This window comes from Yersinia sp. 2541 StPb PI, from assembly GCF_052217145.1.
Classification (GTDB): domain Bacteria; phylum Pseudomonadota; class Gammaproteobacteria; order Enterobacterales; family Enterobacteriaceae; genus Yersinia; species Yersinia enterocolitica_E.
In genome coordinates, this window is record NZ_JAZGQB010000001.1 from 2,580,957 (window position 1) to 2,599,082 (window position 18,126).

The following is an 18,126-nucleotide window of genomic DNA, read 5'->3' on the forward strand; positions in this document are numbered from 1 at the left end:
AATAAAAGATAATATTACATCAAGGCATTGTGTGTTTAATCGTTTTTAAGTTTTCGATATGGTCGGCCAGTTTTTGAATATCGTCATCCGTCAGATGTGCTTTGGCCTTATTACCCCGGCCAACAATCTTGCCATCGCGGCGAGCAGTTAGACCATCAACAATTTCATCACGCGATAACGATATCAGTGGCGGTGCCTTATCCAAGCCTTTGCGATCAGCCGAACGCCCATGGCAACTTGAACAGGTTTGTTTATAAATATGCTCACCGTCAGTGGCCGCCTGAGCCGTGACACTGAGCAACAGGACACCCACGCTTAACAACAGCACTGCTTTCATTATGCACCCGCCGCCCATTGTTGGAACAACGTAACCAGCGCCTGCTCATTACGCGCGCCCTGATGCAATTGCGTCACTTTACCACTGCGGTCAATCAGAAAAGAAGTCGGGGTGCCAATAACCTGGTAGCGTTCTTGTGTGATACCTAATTGATCACGAATAACCGGATAACTAATATTCCGCTGTGCCAACACCGGATTGATATCCACCTGTTCAGGATCGGTGTTAATCGCCACAACCACGATATCATCCCGATATTCCTGACTCAGTTTATCCAGTGCCGCCATTTCAGCCAGACAACCGCCACAGCTAGCTGACCAGAAATTGAGGTACACCTGCTTACCTTTCCATTGATCAAGTGCCACCGGCTTGCCTTTTAGGTCATAAGCTGCCAATTGCGGGGCCGCTTCACCCACCACCAACTCTTCTTGTTTGCACGCGCTAAGTAGCAATAACACACCACACATGCCGATAACTTTTAACCGATTACGCCACATGATGACGGCTCTCTTCATTAAGATATTTACCGTGCTGGAGCCGGATTATCCGATCAGCAACACACCCTAAATCTGGATTGTGGGTAACCATGACAATGGTTCTACCCTGACGATGAATATGGTTTAGCAGATCCAGCACCCGCTGTTCATTCTCTTCATCAAGGTTGCCGGTCGGTTCATCAGCAAAAATGATAGGGGGCTGATTAACAAGCGCACGTGCAATACACACTCGCTGTTGCTCACCACCAGAGAGTTGGCTAGGCAGATGCCCCATACGTGGTGTCATCCCGACCTGTTCTAAAACCTGCCGCGCGGCGTCTTCATCAACCACACTGTGATAATGCTGCGCTAACATAATGTTCTCTAACGCCGTCAGGTAAGGAATCAGGTGAAATTGTTGAAAAACCAGCCCTATCTTGTCAGCCCGAAACTGCCTGCGGCCTTCTTCGTCTAAGCCTGCGGCATCAATACCGTCAAGTAACACCTGCCCTTCGCTAACGGTATCCAGACAGGTCAGGATATTCATTAATGTTGTTTTACCTGAGCCGGACGCCCCCATAATCGCGACAAACTCACCACGATTAATGCGAATATTAATGTCTTCCAGCGCTGTAACTTGACCAAAACGCTTATATAAATGTCGGGTTTCAATGACGGCATCCGCGGTGTATTCAGGTTTCACCCGTGTTAATGGCGATGTCATTTGCTACTCTCCTTTCAGGACTTTAGCGGGTTCGATATGAATAGCCCGACGGGTGGGAACAATGGCCGCCACGGCGGCGACTAACAATGACAATATCAGGGTCAATGGCAGTACTGGTGCTCGCAAAGCGATTGCCGCACTGAACACCGTCTGGCCCAATACTTGCGCCAACACATACCCAAGCAAAGCACCACAGACTGCGGCAGCCAGCGATATAATCAGTGTTTCAGTCAGCATCTGACGAATAATATCGGCACCACTGGCACCCAATGCTTTTTGCAAGGCGAACTCTTTTGAACGCTCACCCACTATCGCCATTAAGGTGGTGTTAACGCACAGTGATGACAAAATGAGGATCACCACCGAGACCAGCCCCATCAGCCCTTTTATTTTATCAAGCACTTGTCCTTCAGAAGCCGAAACCTTACGGATTGGCCGAATTTCAAGATCGGGATATTGCTCACGCAGGCGGCTGGCAAATGTTTCAACCTGCCCCACATCATTACTGACACTTAGGAGCGCATTGCTGATATGCCCCGGTTGATTGAGCCATTTTTGTGCCAGTTCAAGATTGACGATTAACATGTTATCCGTGGCGTCACCCGCTTCAACAATACCTTTGACCTGAAGACGCTGGCGAGTCGCTCCATTCACCAATGTAATGGTATCGCCTACTTTGACGTGCAAGCGTTCGGCAAGTTTGACACCAATCATGGCATTGCGATCATCAAAACTGACGCCGATCCAGTTGCCGGTGACTTGCCAGTAGGGAACGAGCTGTTGTAGGGATTCAAACCATACCCCCATCAGCACCACTTTTTCCAATTCGGTGCGGGCCATACCATAAATATAGGGGCTGGAAGCATTGATAAGCCCTTTGGGTGCCGCATCTATAATTGGCTGAAATCGCTGTTGTTCAAAAGAGTTACCATGCCCTGGGCCGATATAGAAATTGGCACCAAAGGTTCGTAACTCCTGACTCATTTTGGCATTAATATCGAAATAAACTGCTGACATTGCGGTGACAATCGCTGCACCAACAGTGAGTGCGGCAAATACCACACTGACCCGTTGCATCCGCAGGCGCAGTGCACGTAATACTAATCGCCAGAACATACTATTACTGCCTTTATGCTGAATTGCCCGATGATTAACGGCCATAAAGCACCTCCACCGGATAGAGACTGGCAATACGCCGGGCAGGGAACCAGGTACCTATGATGGCAATCAACACGGATATCACCAGCACACAGGGCACCACCATCCAGGCAAAACTGAGTGGAGCGCCAAACAACATCAGGCCAATGGTTTTTGCCAAGCCCCAGCCAGCCAAACAGCCTGCCAGACCACCAATCAAGCCACTGATTGCTGCTTCAAGATAAAACAGCATCAAAATTTGCCACTGACGCGCCCCCAATGCTTTCATCAAACCAATCTCTTTCGCGCGTTCCATAATCGTGCTGGTCATCAGCGATGCAATCCCCATTGCCGCAGCAATCAACGCCGCCAGCGTAACCACCGCCAACAGCAGTTGTATCTTTTCAATCACCACCCCTTCAGATGCAGCAACTTGCCAAATTGGCCGCACTACGGAGCCAGAAATAGCCTCTTCCAATTGGTGTGCAATTGAAGAAACATAAGCAGTGCAATACCACAGGTCATATTCTTCGGCATTAAGGGCTTCAAGGTTTTCGCGCGCTTTACGCGACAACTCATTTTCTGGCACAGTCAATGCTGAAACCCGCACTGCCTGGATTTTTCCTGGCAAGCCGAGGAGTGATTGCACTGCGCTTAGGGGTAATACCAGGCGGCTCTCTTCTTCACCACCACTACTCAGCACCCCACTTATCTTCACCGTTAGTGGGCCAGAGGCACCGTTGAGGTGCAACTCATCACCGACTTTCCAACCAGTTTGCTGTGCCAGTTGTTTACCTAACAATGCCTCAGCCGTTGTCGCATCGGCTTTAACTGGCTCCTGCGGCCAGTTACCACTAACCTGCCAATACGGGCTGATAATTTGCTGACCAGTGTGATAGTCCTCTTCATCGGGTACATCAACCGCCTGGTTAAAATAGGTCCCCAGCAGCGGAATAATTTGCCCCTTAACATCAGTTTCGCCGCTCAGTAATGGCGCAAAACCGACAATATTGTTACGCCAAAAAATATCTTTGATATTGGGTAACTCAGCTTGATCGAGGAAATCCTGCCCGGTAAGTGGGTTACTCTGCTCGCCGAATAATGACGGCAGTGCCACCTGCCCAGCAGGTTCAATCAAAATATTGGCACCATAAGACTTCAACTCACGTGACATTTTATCGCCAATATCTATCGATACCGCCAACAATGACGAGATGAGTCCGGCAGCAAGGAAGACCGTAAATACCGCCAGGGATTTACGCCGGACATTCCTGAACCAAGACTGCTTGAGCATGCGCCATAACATAATTATGGATTCTCCTGCGTGTCACTGTCTTCACTACTGGCAACCGGCGTCACAAACTGCTCCGGGTGTTCACGGAAACGGTTGTAATTCGCCTCAGATGAGAAGAAATAGGTCTTCTCGCCATAACTGTACTTATATTCGGCCTTTTGATTGGTGAGGCGAGTTTTATCAACCGGATCAATTACATCAAGCGTTACTACCGTGGTGAAGTAATTGACACCCGCCTCCAAAGAGGCTTTGGGAATGACTAACTCTTTATCGTCACTTTTCCACCCCTCCAACGGTATCGGGTTACAGCCCCCTGCTTTACCGATCGACGGAATGAAAATATGCACGGCGCAGGCAACGCAAATGACCTGATTGCCTTCCATGACATACCCTTGATCACCACACAACAAGCAGGCATCGAAAACCACACTCAGGCGCAGACGATCGGGATAACGGTTAATAATAAAGAAACGTACTGCTTTACCATCATCGGCGACCCAAACAAAACGATGCAACTTACCATCACGTACCTGCTCTACTGGAATACGGACTAAACCATCAGCCGAGAGTGTCACGGGTAAAGCCTCGGACAACTGGGGCGGTTGAGAAGCGACTTTATCCCAGTAGAGTTGAGCACCTGCGGCTATTACCCATGCCAGCAAGGAAAAAACAAAGATTCGGCGTACATTACGGTAATCAGCTAATGCTTTACGGTGAGCAATCGGGTCTGAATTTTCACCGACGATCCGGCGGGAATTCCGTAACGGTATCAAGTAACACAGCGTCGTAAATGCCAGAAGCAGCGCACAAATGTAACTCAACCAGGCATGCCCATTGGTAACTAAAGCGACATAACTGAGTAGTGATTTGGTCAGTGGCACAACCTGTAACTTCATTAATAACAGAATGCCGTCGCCACTGAGTGGCAAAATCAGTAATACCGTTATCAGTATCAATAGTGGCCAACGACAACGAGGCAATTGCCTGACCATCATCAGCAATAATACGGCACTGAAAATCACCCAGCCAAATGCCACGACAATAGCCGCCAAATTAAGCAGTAAATCGGTGTTGATGACATGGGTATTGGTAAAGGCACCGAGATTCGGGTTATTACCCCAATTGAATGCCGCGCCCAATACCAACAGGGCTTGCCAGACATAACCTAACGATCGGCGGAGCGTAAATTGACTTAACAAGAATAACAGCAGTGCGAGAAGTTGCCCCCCCGCCAGAACTAACTGCAATTGCTGCGATTTTGGGTAATGGGTACCGGCCCAAATACCCAAGATAGCCATGAGTATCGTTATCCATACCACCCGGTTCAATGCAGGAGCTGGCCTGAATGCCCAACTTAACCCCAATAACAACGCTACCGGTAAAAAGGCTTGTAGCACGGAAACAAAAAAATAACTCATTAGCACACACCTTGGGCAAGATAATCACAACACCTGCCAGTTATCACTGATCAGCTTTTACATCGCGCGGATAAAAACGCGCTGACCATCCAGCATTAAGAAAAAGCCGCGATAACTGTTTTAGTCATCGCGGCCATTGTTATCAATTCAAACCGGTATATTTAAAGTCATAGCTCACATCAAACGGTTTCCACCAGCGGCCAACACCCGTTTCGCTATCAGTATGGCGATGTAATCCGGCTTTAGATGGCTCACTGATATGGTAAGTAACTTTATAGTTACCTACACCCATCATTTTAATATTGGCACCGTAGTGTGGACCGTCACTGGCAACCATCGGCATGAATGTGCCTTCTTGTTTGGTACCAGTATCCGTATTCACCAAGGTATAAGCGATAGTCAGGTACGGCATCCACTCACCGGCACCAAATCCATTCTTATTGCCTTCGGTGGCATGGATATCTGCCTCCAGATGAATGTCAGCTTTCGCGGCAGGCAAACCCATGCCACGCGGTTCCATATCGATTGGCTGCAAGTAAACTGCAGCAATTTCCATATCGTTGATCTTGATAGGCTCGCCAGCCGGATACTCTTTAAAGGCGAAAGCAGCAGGCGCTGCAAAAATGCTGGCGATAATGCTGCTGGCAATAATCGTTTTCTTCATGGTCATGTAGCACACCCTCTGGTATCAAATGATAATTACATTGTCGTTATTCACACCGGCATCATGCCGGACCATTACGCTGAGACAGTACGACCACGCCGTTGCATTACCCAAAGAGCAACCAGCGCAGCAATCAGTAATATCCCTTGAGGAATCAATGTTTCCAGATATGGATAGATCCCCAACCAACTGATTTCAGGTACGCCCGGTAGCAATGTCGGCTCAAACAATTTACCTTCAATTAGTTCAAGAACACTCTTACCGGCAAATACAAACGCCATTAGGTACATAAAGCCACCGGTAAACATAAAGAAGGGTTTGAGTGGCAATTTGACTACGGTAAAGCGCATGACCAGATAAGCTGCCAGCAAGAATACACAGCCAACGCCAAAACCTGCCAGAATCGACAAGTGGCCGCTAGTGGTACTGGCATCGCCCATCAGGGCCAGATAGAACAGTACAGTTTCAGCACCTTCGCGATACACCGCCAGGAAGCTTGTCAGCCATAACCCGACCATCGATCCACTACTGAGTGATTTAGAAAATTTCCCTTCGAGATAAGCTTTCCATTGCCGTGCTTCAGTCTTCGACAATAACCAGTAACTCATTGAGAACAGCATCACCACGGCAATCATCATGGTGAAACCTTCTAATAACTCACGACTTTGCCCTGAATTAGCAAATAACCACTGGAAGACGAAAGCGGTTAGCACGCTGGCGATTAAGGCCACTACAACGGATTGACGAATGAGCGGTAATTTATCCTGATGGTTGTTTTTCACCAGATAAGCCACTATCGCGGCAACAATCAGTAAAGCTTCCAGCCCTTCACGCACAATAATCAGCAGGCTGTAGATGAACAGACTCCAGTTGGTTTCATCCCCCCCACCGAGCATCTCTACAGCACTGGCCAAATCCTTTTGCAACGCAACGGCTTCGGCTTGTAACTGTTCGACTGGCTGACCGGCTTTCATCAGGCTGACTAAACGAGTGAAATGCCCCTCTAACGTCGATTTAAATGCAGCATCACGCGAACCAACTTTATTCTCCATGCCACTGGCTTCGAACAAATCAAAGTAGGTATCCTGCACAGCCATCATTGCCGGTGTAGTCAGCCCCTTTTGGTACTGACTAATAGCATCGCTGATGGCCTGATTTATCTTACTGGAAGCAGCCGCCCAATCGGCATTAGCTTGTCCGTCAGAACTAGCAGCCGATGCCGAAGATTGCCCAACGTTGGCTTGATCTGCGGTGACGGGTTGCTGTTCACGCGTTGTGGGTAAGCCTGGAAGGGTGTCTTCGATAGTTTGTAGTAAACCGGTGACACGATAGGCAACTTCCGTTATTTGGTCTGGCTCGCGAGTGAGATCGATTAATGCGGTAAATTGTTGGTTAATTGCCGCTGCTGCTTGTGCGGAACGATTGCCCCGCACTGACATTTCCATTTCAGAGTTTTTAAAACCCTGATAATGAGCCTGTTGCACGCTTTCGCTGGCCGCGGCGAACTTCCCTTCTTGATATTCGCTTATGGCTTGTGCCAGTAAGTCATCAATGATCTTGAAACTCTGCTGCCAGTACAGTGCAATTTCACTGTTTTCATAAGCTGCATGTTGCTGTTCTGCATTAAGTTTATGCCCATCGGTCAGTATAGGCAGTACCGCAGTGAGTTCACTTTTAAGCCAATTAATTTTATTATCAACTTCTGCTTGCGGCTTGCCCTCCCCAATCATGCGCCGGATTTCACCAAAAGCGGCTTCCATCTGATAACTCTTCTGGGCAGAGATATTGATACGAATCGGGCCTTCGAGGTTTTCGAAAACTTCAAAGTACGCCATCTGCACCGTAGTACGGGCTTCATCATTGTTCTGTTGTTGGTACAACTGAGACGTTTTATCGAGACGGGATTGGATATCATTAACCAACTGCGGGTAATCCGTCGCAGCCCAGGCTAATGAGGCTGATAGCCACCAACAGCAGCAAAGCAGAAAGAGTTTGTGCCAAGTTCGCATAATATGAGTAACGCACATGAAGTTGATAATGAGATTTATTAACATTAACACTAAACAAAGGAAATGTGTCTTGATCCGCATCAAAAAATATTTAGTTTCTTGAATTTTTGTTTAAAAATGCGGCGCACTACGCAATTTCTTCTTAGGAAAGTGCAAAAATAATTCAAATAGAAGGTTTTTTATTCGCTGGTTCTGAGGGGGACAAGAGTAGAAAACAACCTGGCCTGCTGCGGAAATACCACAGGCGTGCATAACCTAATTCCGCAGACAGGCATTTATTTAAGTGAAATTTAATCTGAGTAAAATATTAAATAACTAATTTAATTCATGTGGTCGCCAGTAATCTATTAGAAGAAATATTTAAATCTGGCACGTACACCGTAGCGGTCATCGTTTTCAGCATTAACCACTTTATTGTCAGGTGACACTTCCAATTTAGACCAGTAAGCACCAAGATATAAATTAAAGTTATTCATATCCATGATATTGGCAATTTTATAGGAGGTGTGGATCGTGTGAACATCATATTTATCAGGCGAGGTTAATATCCCCGAGGTAACTATCCCTGCATTTGCACTGTTGAAATATTCGATATCATTGTGCGCGTAAATATAACCAATTTCAAAGTTTCGCCATAAGATATTAGCCCCGGCACTGAAGTTCTTCTCATTGGTTGCATCCATATAAGCTGAGCTCAGATTAGCGACAATACCATTGTCAGGATCTTTATCCTGATTATTCCAAGTGAATGTTGCCCCATAGCCATTACGTTTCGATTGGTCCTGAAACTGGCCCTGATCATCACGATAACCATAGGCATTACTGATAACGTTACTTTCCATTGCTATAGCCGCAGAAAGGCTATCTTGTTTCCACGAAATCACCGGACGAACATACGCCACATTTTTTTCATTTTCCAGCGTATTACCATGATAAGTATTATTGGCAAATAACGTGGTTCCGTCTTTTAGAATGGTGTTAACTTCAAAATACCAGTTACCCAGAGTTTTACTGACCAGGAAGTTACCCCCATTGTTGCTGCGCCCACGGCCTTCTTTCATCATATAGATGTAACCATAGCCATCACTGTAAAGATCATTCGCAGTATTACCTGAGTGTTGGACAAACGTATCCTGATTCAGTGGGAACATATCATAGGCTTCAAAGCGACCGACTTTCACCTTCCAATCTTTCTCATGACCAAAGAAGAAGGCTGCATCATCGAGGTTCATATGACCACCAATATCAGCCAGTGGCTGTACAGTGAAACCTGCGAAATTGCCATTATTCATACGCCGATAACCATCCAGACCGATCAGTATTCTGCCATTAATATCCCATTGCTCTCTACTCCCCGCTTTCCAGTCTTTATTTGCACTGGTGCGTAGAGAAGTGAGCTGCCCACTTTTACTGGCAGCATCCATATTAATCTCAACATCACCGTATAATTTCAGATTCCCTTGTGGGGTCTCCCAGGACACTTCAGCGAATACAGGCAATGATAAAAGACTGGTAAGTCCAACCAGTATAAACTTATTCATAATAACCATCTCTATTTAGGATAATGTGAAGTAAAGTATTAGGCTCTCAAAATAAAGGCGATACTCAGCTCACCCATTTTTAAAGAGTTAATGATTTATTTATTTTTATACCCAGAAGTATCTTTTTGGCAAATAACCAGCCATGGTTAAATATTCATATTTGACCTCAGTGCAATAGTTAATTTAAATATCTCTTTGACTTACACAATGAATTTCATTTACCCAAGGCGATTTATCCTCGCTGATATAATAATACTAATTCATTGGTTAATTCACGGGCTAATAACGATGTCATTAAATGATCTTGAGCATGGACCATAATCAGTGTCATCGGTGTTTTGGCTTCCCCGGCATCTTGTTCGATAAGCTTGGTTTGCATCCGATGTGCGGCCTTGGTAAAGCCATCCGATTCTGATAACAGTGCATGCGCTTGAACAAAATCACCTTCACGGGCGGCTCGCAATGCCTCAAAACAAAGACTTCTGGCCTGACCGGCATTGACGATAATCTCCATTACGGCCTCTTCCAAATCAATCATTTCGCTCTACCTCATCAAAACCTTGATTATTTGCCGTTGCCGCAAACCATTCGCCACTTTTTTTCACGATACGTTGCTGCGTTTTCAAATCTAACTGAACAAAGCCATAACGATTCTTATAGGCATTACACCATGACCAGTTATCAATAAACGTCCACATATGATAACCAAGGCAATGGCTCCCTTGCGCCAAAGCACGGTGAACCCATTTTAAATGCTCGGAAACAAACTCAATACGATAACTATCATCTATCTGACCGTTGCGGCTGAATCGCTGTTCATTTTCGACACCCATACCATTTTCTGAAATAAAACAGCGCGGATTGCCGTAGTTTTTTCGTAAGTTGGTTAGGATATCGTAAATACCGGGTTCATAAATTTCCCAACCCCGGTGCGGGTTCATTTTGCAGCCTGGCATCTGATAATAATCGAACAGCCATTCTGGCATGAAGGGGGCTTCTGGATTAACCCGGCTATCGCGGCATTTAATTCTACGTGGCTGATAATAATTGATACCGAGTAAATCTACTTTACCCTCAACAATTAATTCACTGTCTCCAGGTTGGCAGGCAGGCAGCTGATCATAATCTTTCAGTAATGCCGTCAGCTCAGTCGGATACTCGCCGCGTAATACTGGATCGAGGAAACTGCGATTAAAAAGTAAGTCGGCGATATTAGCCGCTTTTACATCCGCAGGATTTTCAGAACGCGGATACGACGGCGTGAGATTTAAAATAATGCCAATCTCACCACCTAACTCACGTTGGCGATATTTTTTCACCGCCAAAGCATGAGCCAGCACGGTGTGATAAGCCACCGTGGCCGCCCGTTTGAAATCCACTACATTCGGATAATGGAAATCGTAGAGATAGCCACCTTCGACTGGCACGATTGGTTCGTTGAAGGTAAACCAATGTTGTACCCGGTCACCAAATAAACGAAAACAGGTATCGGCATATTCAGCATAGGCGTCCACTACATAGCGGCTTTCCCACCCCCCCAACTCCTGCATGACTGTTGGCATATCAAAATGAAACAGATTGATAAATGGGGTTATCCCCTGTGCCAGCAGTTCGTCAATGACACCATTGTAAAAATCCACTGCCTGCGGATTCACTTCACCTCGTCCGTTGGGGATCAGTCGCGCCCATGAGATGGAGGTACGGAAACTGTTGTGATTTAACTGTTTCAATAAAGCAATATCTTGCTGCCAATGTTGATAAAACGTTGATGTCTGTTGCGGCCCAATCTGCTGATGAAAACGCCCCAGTTGCTTGTCAAACCAAGTGTCCCAGACAGTGGCACTTTTACCACCACTCAAGCTTTCACCTTCGGTTTGCGGGGCTGAACTGGCACTGCCCCACCAAAAATCATGTGGAAATTGATACTTCATCATACTCTCCATAAAGATTAATCTAATCACGACTTAGCGGGTTTCAGCTGACTCAGCAAAACTCAGTTGTTGCTCTTTTTCCTGGTCGGCTTTCAGCAGGCTGCGCTCATAAGCTTTGAGGAATGGGTAGTACATCACCGCCGAAAATACCATACATAACATACACATAACTACTGGACTAAACGCCCAATTGGCAGCCCAGGAAGCACCAATTGGCGCAGGCGTCGTCCACGGGGTTAATGACACAACTTGCGCTATCCACCCCAATTTGGTCGCGATATAGGCCAATGTAGCGTTGATCATCGGAACGAAGATAAAAGGCAGGAAGAACACCGGGTTCATGATGATGGGGGCACCAAACAGAATCGGTTCATTAATATTAAAGAAGCTTGGGACTATCCCCATTTTGCCAATAGTACGCAGATGAATGGCTTTGCTGCGTAATAGCAGGAAGGCCAGCGGTAAAGTCGAACCCACACCACCGATCAATAGGTAGTGATCCCAGAAACCTTGCAAATAGATATGAGGTAACGGCGCTCCGGCAGCTAAAGCCGCTTGATTTAGCGCCAAATTGGTCATCCAGAACGGGTTCATGATACCGGTCACAATCAATGCGCCATGGATACCGGCAAACCACAAAATTTGGCATAACAGAACCGACAACAAAATGGCAGGTAGCGAATCTGAGGCAGAAACTAAAGGTGCCAACAGGTGCATAATCGCTTCTGGAATAATCATTCCTGTGGAGGATTCGATAAATAAATTCAGTGGATGCAATGTCGCGACCACTGCCACTACGGGGATCAGAATTTCAAAAGATCGTGCAACCCCGGTCGGCACTTCTTTCGGCAGGCGGATAGTAATATTGTGGCGTTTGAGGAATGCATACAACTCCGTGGAATACACCGCGGTCACGATGGCGGTGAAAATCCCTTGTCCTGAGAAATATTGGGTTGAAATGTGCCCATCAGCATAAGGTGCTGCTACCAGCAAAAAGGACATCAATGCCAGCAGACCGGTCATGATTGGGTCCAACTTATATTGCCGCCCAAGGCTGGCACCAATCCCCACCGAGATAAAGAAGGTCATCACCCCCATGCTGAGATTGAAAGGCAGCATCAATTGCTCGCGATAGGTACTTGAGAAGTTTAACCAACCACGGGCAAAACCCCATGTGGTGTCCGCAGAAAATGGCGGAAAAATGAACACCAGCATAAATGAACCAATAATCATAAACGGCAGTGCCGAGGTAAACCCGTCACGAATGGCGATTATGTACTTTTGTTGCCCCAGCCGCCCAGCCAGTGGCGTAATGGTTTGCTCTATCATTCCAACCATTGCTTGGTAAAGAGAACTCATGGCAGATACCTTTTATTTCACTGCATTAATAAGAGATAAGGCGAAGTCGAGCACCTTATCACCGCGTTGCATACCGTAATCCATCATGTCGATAGTCATCACCGGGATCCCTAAAGGCTCAGCGATTGCCGCCAAATCACGTTGCATATATTTCACCTGTGGTCCCAATAGCACAACCTGATAGCGGCTGAACTGTTCATTGAATTCACTGGCACCGAAAGCATCAATCTGAACCTCAAGTCCGCGCGTTGCTGCCTCAGCCAACATTTTTTTCACTAACATGCTAGTAGACATCCCGGCGGAGCAGCACAACATTATCTTTTTCATTACGTATCGCCTCAGAGTAATTTGTCATATTGAGCCTCATTGGAAACAAAATGGAAACCGGTTTCCATGCAAACAGAATAGATATGAGAGCGCGCTCAAATATTTAACCACTGAAAGATATGCAGTTGTGAAAGACGTCACAAAAAGCTAAGCACTGGGAGCTGTTTTATTGGATACTCCTTGGTAACAACGGTTTCCGTTATGATGATCGCGGTATAGAATAGATGCAGTAAGACTGGAACCAAGGAAATAGGGAACTGACCAGGCCCTCTGGCCATTGATCAGATAAAGTGGAGTGAAGTTATGTCGACTATTAATGATGTATCGCGGTTAGCCAACGTATCTAAAGCTACAGTGTCCCGGGTGTTAAGCGGTACACGCGGCGTCAAGGAAGAGAGCCGTCTGGCGGTGATGAAGGCCGTTGAGACTCTGAATTATAAACCGAATGTCATCGCCCAGTTTCTGACTGCACAGTCAACCGGGTGTGTCGGTGTGATTTGCGCTACTGAACACATTCAGCAAACAACCAGTTATCTGTTTGCCTTGGAAAAACAGTTTAGCCAGCATCAAAAGCATTTATTACTGCGTTTTGCCGACAATAGCATCGGGGTAGCAAATGCTGTCGCTGAGCTCGCCAATGGTTTGTGTGATGCCATTATCATCATCGGCGCACGCTTTGCGCTGCCATCTCATGATGAAAATATCATCATGATTGATTGTCTTGAGTCCTCTACCCCCAACAGTATTTTATTCGACCACTCATTCGCAGCAGAAACTGCCTGTCACTATTTGGTCAGTCAGGGCCGCCGACATATTGCGCTGTTAAATCATGCCTCTGGCACGGTGGCGGAACAGACGCTACTGGGTTATCAACGGGCGTTGGAGAATTACCTGATTCCCTATAACCGCAGTTTAGTGATGGGTAACGTTCACTCCTCTTCAGAGGCGTTGCAGACACTATTGAATAACGGTGCACAATTTAATGCGCTGTTGGTAATGGATGAAATCGAAGCGCAAAAGGCCATCTCGCTATTGCATGTCTTCAAGCATACCGTTCCTGATAAAGTGATGGTTTTCAGCCTGGATGGTTCAGTGCAATTACCCGGTATCCCAGCAGTGCCAGCAATCGAGTATTCATTAGAAACATTGGCGAGAAAGGTGGTCGACTTAATTGATGCCCGCGCGGGTAAACATGTAAATCCGCAGGTTTTCCGGGGTAATTTGGTTGTTCCACATGGATTAATTGAGTAACGCTAGCCCTTTAGGTGGTAGATAATGCATAGCATTCAGACCGAATATGAAACTATCCGCGCATCTCTCAGTAATAGCGCGCAGGTCATCACCCTGCTGCATATTGGTCGTGATGCAAGCACAGTAATTATTGATCCGACTGGTGCTCAATGGCCACTTACCGTGGGTGATACCCATACAGCTCAGCGCTATTTCCGCCATAATCCGCCAACGGCTGATGAGATGGAAACCGCCATTATGGTGGTTGAAGATGAAGTTATCCGTATTAGCCCTGCGCTGAATAAAACCTCGCAATTAGTCACCACCGATAGCGAGATAGCCGAGATAGCTCTGCTCGCGGGTTTGCCTTTACAGAGCGAAATGCACTTATCACTTGAGGCGGTAGAGCGGGTGTTTGACAGGCTGGCGGCGGTAATGATGGGTAGACCCGCAGCCTCTGAAGGGATACCGGCAGATAATGTGTTTGCCGCACGCCTGCTGATCCTGCGTGAGTTTATGCATCACTTGCAGTTCGCGGCGATTACGATATTGAAGTTGTAAAACGAGCATCAGTCATCAGCGCCGCCACAAGGCGCACTGTCGATGAGATTATAGCTGATGGGATTTAAAGCGGGTTGAACACTGACAGTGGCTGTTTTCGCAGCACACTGCCAGGTTCTTTTTAGCGTTTTCTTCTATCAATACAGCATGTTATTTGCGGGCTTTAGGATCCAGATTATCCGCAGGCAATTCACCCGGTAAGTAATCAGGCAAGCGGCCTGCTGGGAAGATAGCCAGCAGTGATAGCAACGCCATAATCAGTAAGCCAAATTTCAGCGCTCGTAAACGCGCCTCTTCATTGACTCGCACCGCTTCGGCAACTTGTTCCGGTGTCGCCGTCGTCTGAGCTAACACACCTTGCAGGCGGTCATTGCTGACGAAGTTGATGCTGTCCATATTGATCTGAGCCTGAATTTCTGGCGTCAGAATTGGCGTTTCAGCCACACCACGCAGCACGTTAGCACTGAGCAAACCGACCAACAAAGCACCGGCAACCGCAGTACCGATGGCATTTGCCAGGTTGTTAGTCGTACCACGCAACGAACCAACATCGCCTGCCAACTCTTTCGGTGATGCACTGACTAATACGTTAAACAGTAAGGTCACCAATGCGCCCTGTGCCAGACCGAATACCACCAGACCGAACAGTACCGCGAACTCACTCCAGTTATTGCGCACCACGAATGCCAACCACAACAGGGCGATAGTACAGGTGATAAAACCATAACGGCCAATTTTGCGTGGTGTCAATTTCTTGTAGAAACGGACTATCAGCATCGCGGAGAAGAACACTGACAAGTTAAATGGCATCATGGCAATCGCTGTGGCCATCGGGGTACTGCCCTGCACTATCTGGATATACAACGGCACTGAGAAGTTCAACATCGCTTCCAGTGCGACCACAGCAAACATAGCGAATACTGCCGCTTTTTCCGTAGATGAGGTAATCACTTCCAGTGCCAGTAACGGTGTTTTACCTTGTTCCTGACGGCGACGGGTCCAAACCACAAACGCCTGACCCAGCACAATACCCAATACAATCATGAAGGGCGCGGGTGAGAAGCCTAACAAATCAAAGGGCGCACCATCACGCACCAGACCGAAGCCCCAGCGGTTCAGGTTATTAAAACCAAACGACAGCAGAATAATCGCCGATGCCGCCAGTACCACCCCAAACACATCGATGCCCACTTCAGGACGACCGTTATCAGATTTCAATCGGAAACTCAGCACAAAGATCACGGCCGATAACACAATCAAAATACCGAACGCTGGACGCCAGCCGATATAGGTACCCAGGACACCACCAATCAGAAACGCCGCGACACCCGCACCGGCTCGAGCTGAGCCTAAAGCACCGAGCGCCGTCGCCTGTTGTGTACCACGATAGTTTTCAGCAATCAAAGCAACCAGAGCTGGCACCAAAGCCGCCCCCGCCAAGCCACTTAATGCTTGCGCACTGATCATTACAGTAACATTCGGGCTGAATGTCATCATGACCTGCGCGATACCAAACAGCAGTACTGTGCTGCGAAATACCACCAGCGGCCCAAAACGTTGGTTGAGTTTGGCGCCCAACATCACGAAGCCCGCAACAGATAATGAGTACATAACAATCGCGGTGGCGATCGTGGTGGGTGGCACATTAAAACTTTTTACCATCCCACCCAATGCGACCGGTAGGGAAGCAACGTTGAATGACATCAGAATCTGGGCTAATGCGATGGTTATCATCGGCACCCAGGATTCTTTAACTTCCGCGCCAGCGCGGTGAGTTGATTGATTCGCCATAAATTCTCTGTCCTTTTGACATGTATTCTTGTTTTCGAGCCCTTTGGTTTGCGAGATAATTTCGTCTACCAAGTGCTCTCGTTCTTAAATCAACCTTGCACACGAAACAATATGACTGTCTGCGCAATGCTCAGATCGTGTAACTCAACTCTTTTCGGTGTAAGGCTCAGAAACAAACATGTCCATCCCAAGACTACGTGATAAGAACCGGGCAGCCAGTTGCCCTTTAACGCTGTTACCCGCACTGTCGAGTAGCGGTGCAAACGTCCCTAACCCCCCCTTTCCAGGTGACACCGTCACAATTCCACCACCAATACCGCTTTTGCCCGGCAGACCAATGTCATAAAGCCAGTCACCAGACGTTTCGTACAACCCTGCTGTTACCATTACCGCTAATGCGTAATGGCATACATCGTTGTCCACCACCCGCTCGCGAGTCAGTGGGTTAACCCCACCATCAGCCAGTGTCGCGCCCATCACCGCAAGATCTTTGGCGCTGACATTCAGCGAACATTGGCGGGTATATAAGTCGGTAGCAATAAGAGGATCGCACCCCAGACGGCCATAACCATGCAGCACATTAGCGATACCACGGTTGCGGAAGTTGGTTTCACAAGCAGATTGATACACTTCTTCGTTTAGTGTCAGCTTGCGTCCGGCAAAACGGCACAATCCGTCATAGATAAATTTCCACTGCTCATCACTGGTTGATCCAGGTACCAGACTGGTGGTGGCAATCGCACCGGAGTTCACCATCGGGTTAGTGCGGCCATCTGGCGTGCGTTCAATCGCAGTAACGGAGTTAAATGCCATACCGGTGCTGTTCACGCCCAGTTTTTCACGTGCAACTTTGGCTCCGATAGCCTGACAAACCAGCGCAAACACAAAGGGTTTGGAGACACTCATGATGGTAAACTCAACATCTACATCACCGGCAGAATGCACTTTACCGTTGGTGCCAACCATGCAGACGCCAAACAGATTCGGCGAAACGCGTTCCAATGCAGGATAAACGCTAGAAACTACACCTTCGGTATCTGCACCAAAACGTTTATGAGCTTCTTGCACCAATTTAACCACAGTGTCTGGGTCAGGTAGATGCCCGGTGGATACGTAGTCGATAATTCCATTCTTGCTATCATCTGTAGGCATATTCGCTATCTCCCGTTTACCTTTTGTTTATTTTTCTGTCTTTTTTTTTTGCCTCTACCACTTATTTTAGGCGACAGTAATACTTTCACATTTTAATTTATATAAAATGGTAATAATGAGTCCTGGCTTCTTTCACCTTTGGTTTTATCAATTAATCATGAAATTCTTAAGCTAA

Annotated in this window: 17 protein-coding genes; 2 read left to right on the forward strand and 15 right to left on the reverse strand. The window is 47.2% G+C overall.

Going from position 1 to position 18,126, the window contains the following annotated elements; genetic code table 11:
- Window positions 1–19: 19 nt before the first annotated feature.
- The 13 genes from V1953_RS11475 to V1953_RS11535 all read right to left on the reverse strand — a co-directional run bounded on the left by V1953_RS11475 (window position 20) and on the right by V1953_RS11535 (window position 13,217).
- A complete protein-coding gene (locus tag V1953_RS11475) occupies window positions 20–337 on the reverse strand; it encodes a c-type cytochrome (protein ID WP_083159069.1) in 318 nt (105 codons plus the stop codon).
- Entirely contained in the window at window positions 337–804 is a 468-nt protein-coding gene (locus V1953_RS11480; RefSeq protein WP_193784819.1) for a TlpA family protein disulfide reductase, read from the reverse strand. Before V1953_RS11480 ends, V1953_RS11475 begins: the two co-directional genes overlap by 1 nt.
- Window positions 805–823: 19 nt before the next feature.
- Entirely contained in the window at window positions 824–1,537 is a 714-nt protein-coding gene (locus V1953_RS11485; RefSeq protein ID WP_083159071.1) for an ABC transporter ATP-binding protein, read from the reverse strand.
- A 3-nt stretch (window positions 1,538–1,540) separates the two neighbouring features.
- Window positions 1,541–2,653, reverse strand: coding sequence for an ABC transporter permease (locus V1953_RS11490; protein WP_193784820.1), 1,113 nt, complete (start codon window positions 2,651–2,653; stop codon window positions 1,541–1,543).
- A gap of 34 nt (window positions 2,654–2,687) precedes the next feature.
- A complete protein-coding gene (locus V1953_RS11495; RefSeq protein WP_420073616.1) occupies window positions 2,688–3,980 on the reverse strand; it encodes an ABC transporter permease in 1,293 nt (430 codons plus the stop codon).
- A 2-nt stretch (window positions 3,981–3,982) separates the two neighbouring features.
- On the reverse strand, window positions 3,983–5,386 hold the full coding sequence (locus V1953_RS11500) for a Fe-S-containing protein (protein ID WP_442820946.1): 1,404 nt from the start codon (window positions 5,384–5,386) through the stop codon (window positions 3,983–3,985).
- A gap of 142 nt (window positions 5,387–5,528) precedes the next feature.
- Window positions 5,529–6,056, reverse strand: coding sequence for an iron transporter (locus V1953_RS11505; protein WP_083159075.1), 528 nt, complete (start codon window positions 6,054–6,056; stop codon window positions 5,529–5,531).
- A 68-nt stretch (window positions 6,057–6,124) separates the two neighbouring features.
- Window positions 6,125–8,059: an FTR1 family iron permease gene (locus V1953_RS11510; RefSeq protein WP_442850915.1), complete on the reverse strand. Its 1,935-nt coding sequence runs from the start codon at window positions 8,057–8,059 to the stop codon at window positions 6,125–6,127.
- Between the two features lie 347 nt (window positions 8,060–8,406).
- Complete coding sequence (locus V1953_RS11515; RefSeq protein WP_442847885.1) at window positions 8,407–9,609, reverse strand: carbohydrate porin; 1,203 nt, start codon at window positions 9,607–9,609, stop codon at window positions 8,407–8,409.
- 223 nt (window positions 9,610–9,832) lie between these two features.
- Window positions 9,833–10,138, reverse strand: a complete 306-nt coding sequence (locus tag V1953_RS11520; protein WP_083159078.1) for a PTS lactose/cellobiose transporter subunit IIA — start codon at window positions 10,136–10,138, stop codon at window positions 9,833–9,835.
- On the reverse strand, window positions 10,131–11,531 hold the full coding sequence (locus tag V1953_RS11525) for a glycoside hydrolase family 1 protein (protein ID WP_442851316.1): 1,401 nt from the start codon (window positions 11,529–11,531) through the stop codon (window positions 10,131–10,133). Before V1953_RS11525 ends, V1953_RS11520 begins: the two co-directional genes overlap by 8 nt.
- Window positions 11,532–11,564: 33 nt before the next feature.
- Window positions 11,565–12,890 (reverse strand): PTS sugar transporter subunit IIC, encoded by a 1,326-nt coding sequence (locus tag V1953_RS11530; RefSeq protein WP_442850916.1) that lies wholly within the window; start codon window positions 12,888–12,890, stop codon window positions 11,565–11,567.
- Window positions 12,891–12,902: 12 nt separating this feature from the next.
- A complete protein-coding gene (locus tag V1953_RS11535) occupies window positions 12,903–13,217 on the reverse strand; it encodes a PTS sugar transporter subunit IIB (RefSeq protein WP_042569652.1) in 315 nt (104 codons plus the stop codon).
- A 303-nt stretch (window positions 13,218–13,520) separates the two neighbouring features.
- Here V1953_RS11535 and V1953_RS11540 point away from each other — a divergent pair, with 303 nt between their 5' ends.
- A complete protein-coding gene (locus V1953_RS11540) occupies window positions 13,521–14,468 on the forward strand; it encodes a LacI family DNA-binding transcriptional regulator (protein ID WP_083159081.1) in 948 nt (315 codons plus the stop codon).
- Between the two features lie 24 nt (window positions 14,469–14,492).
- Entirely contained in the window at window positions 14,493–15,008 is a 516-nt protein-coding gene (locus tag V1953_RS11545; protein ID WP_083159082.1) for a hypothetical protein, read from the forward strand.
- Window positions 15,009–15,158: 150 nt separating this feature from the next.
- On the opposite strand, the gene V1953_RS11550 is transcribed toward V1953_RS11545, so the two are convergent.
- Complete coding sequence (locus tag V1953_RS11550) at window positions 15,159–16,799, reverse strand: MFS transporter (RefSeq protein ID WP_083159083.1); 1,641 nt, start codon at window positions 16,797–16,799, stop codon at window positions 15,159–15,161.
- A 144-nt stretch (window positions 16,800–16,943) separates the two neighbouring features.
- Entirely contained in the window at window positions 16,944–17,951 is a 1,008-nt protein-coding gene (gene glsA / locus V1953_RS11555) for a glutaminase A (protein ID WP_083159084.1), read from the reverse strand.
- Between the last annotated feature and the right edge of the window lie 175 nt (window positions 17,952–18,126).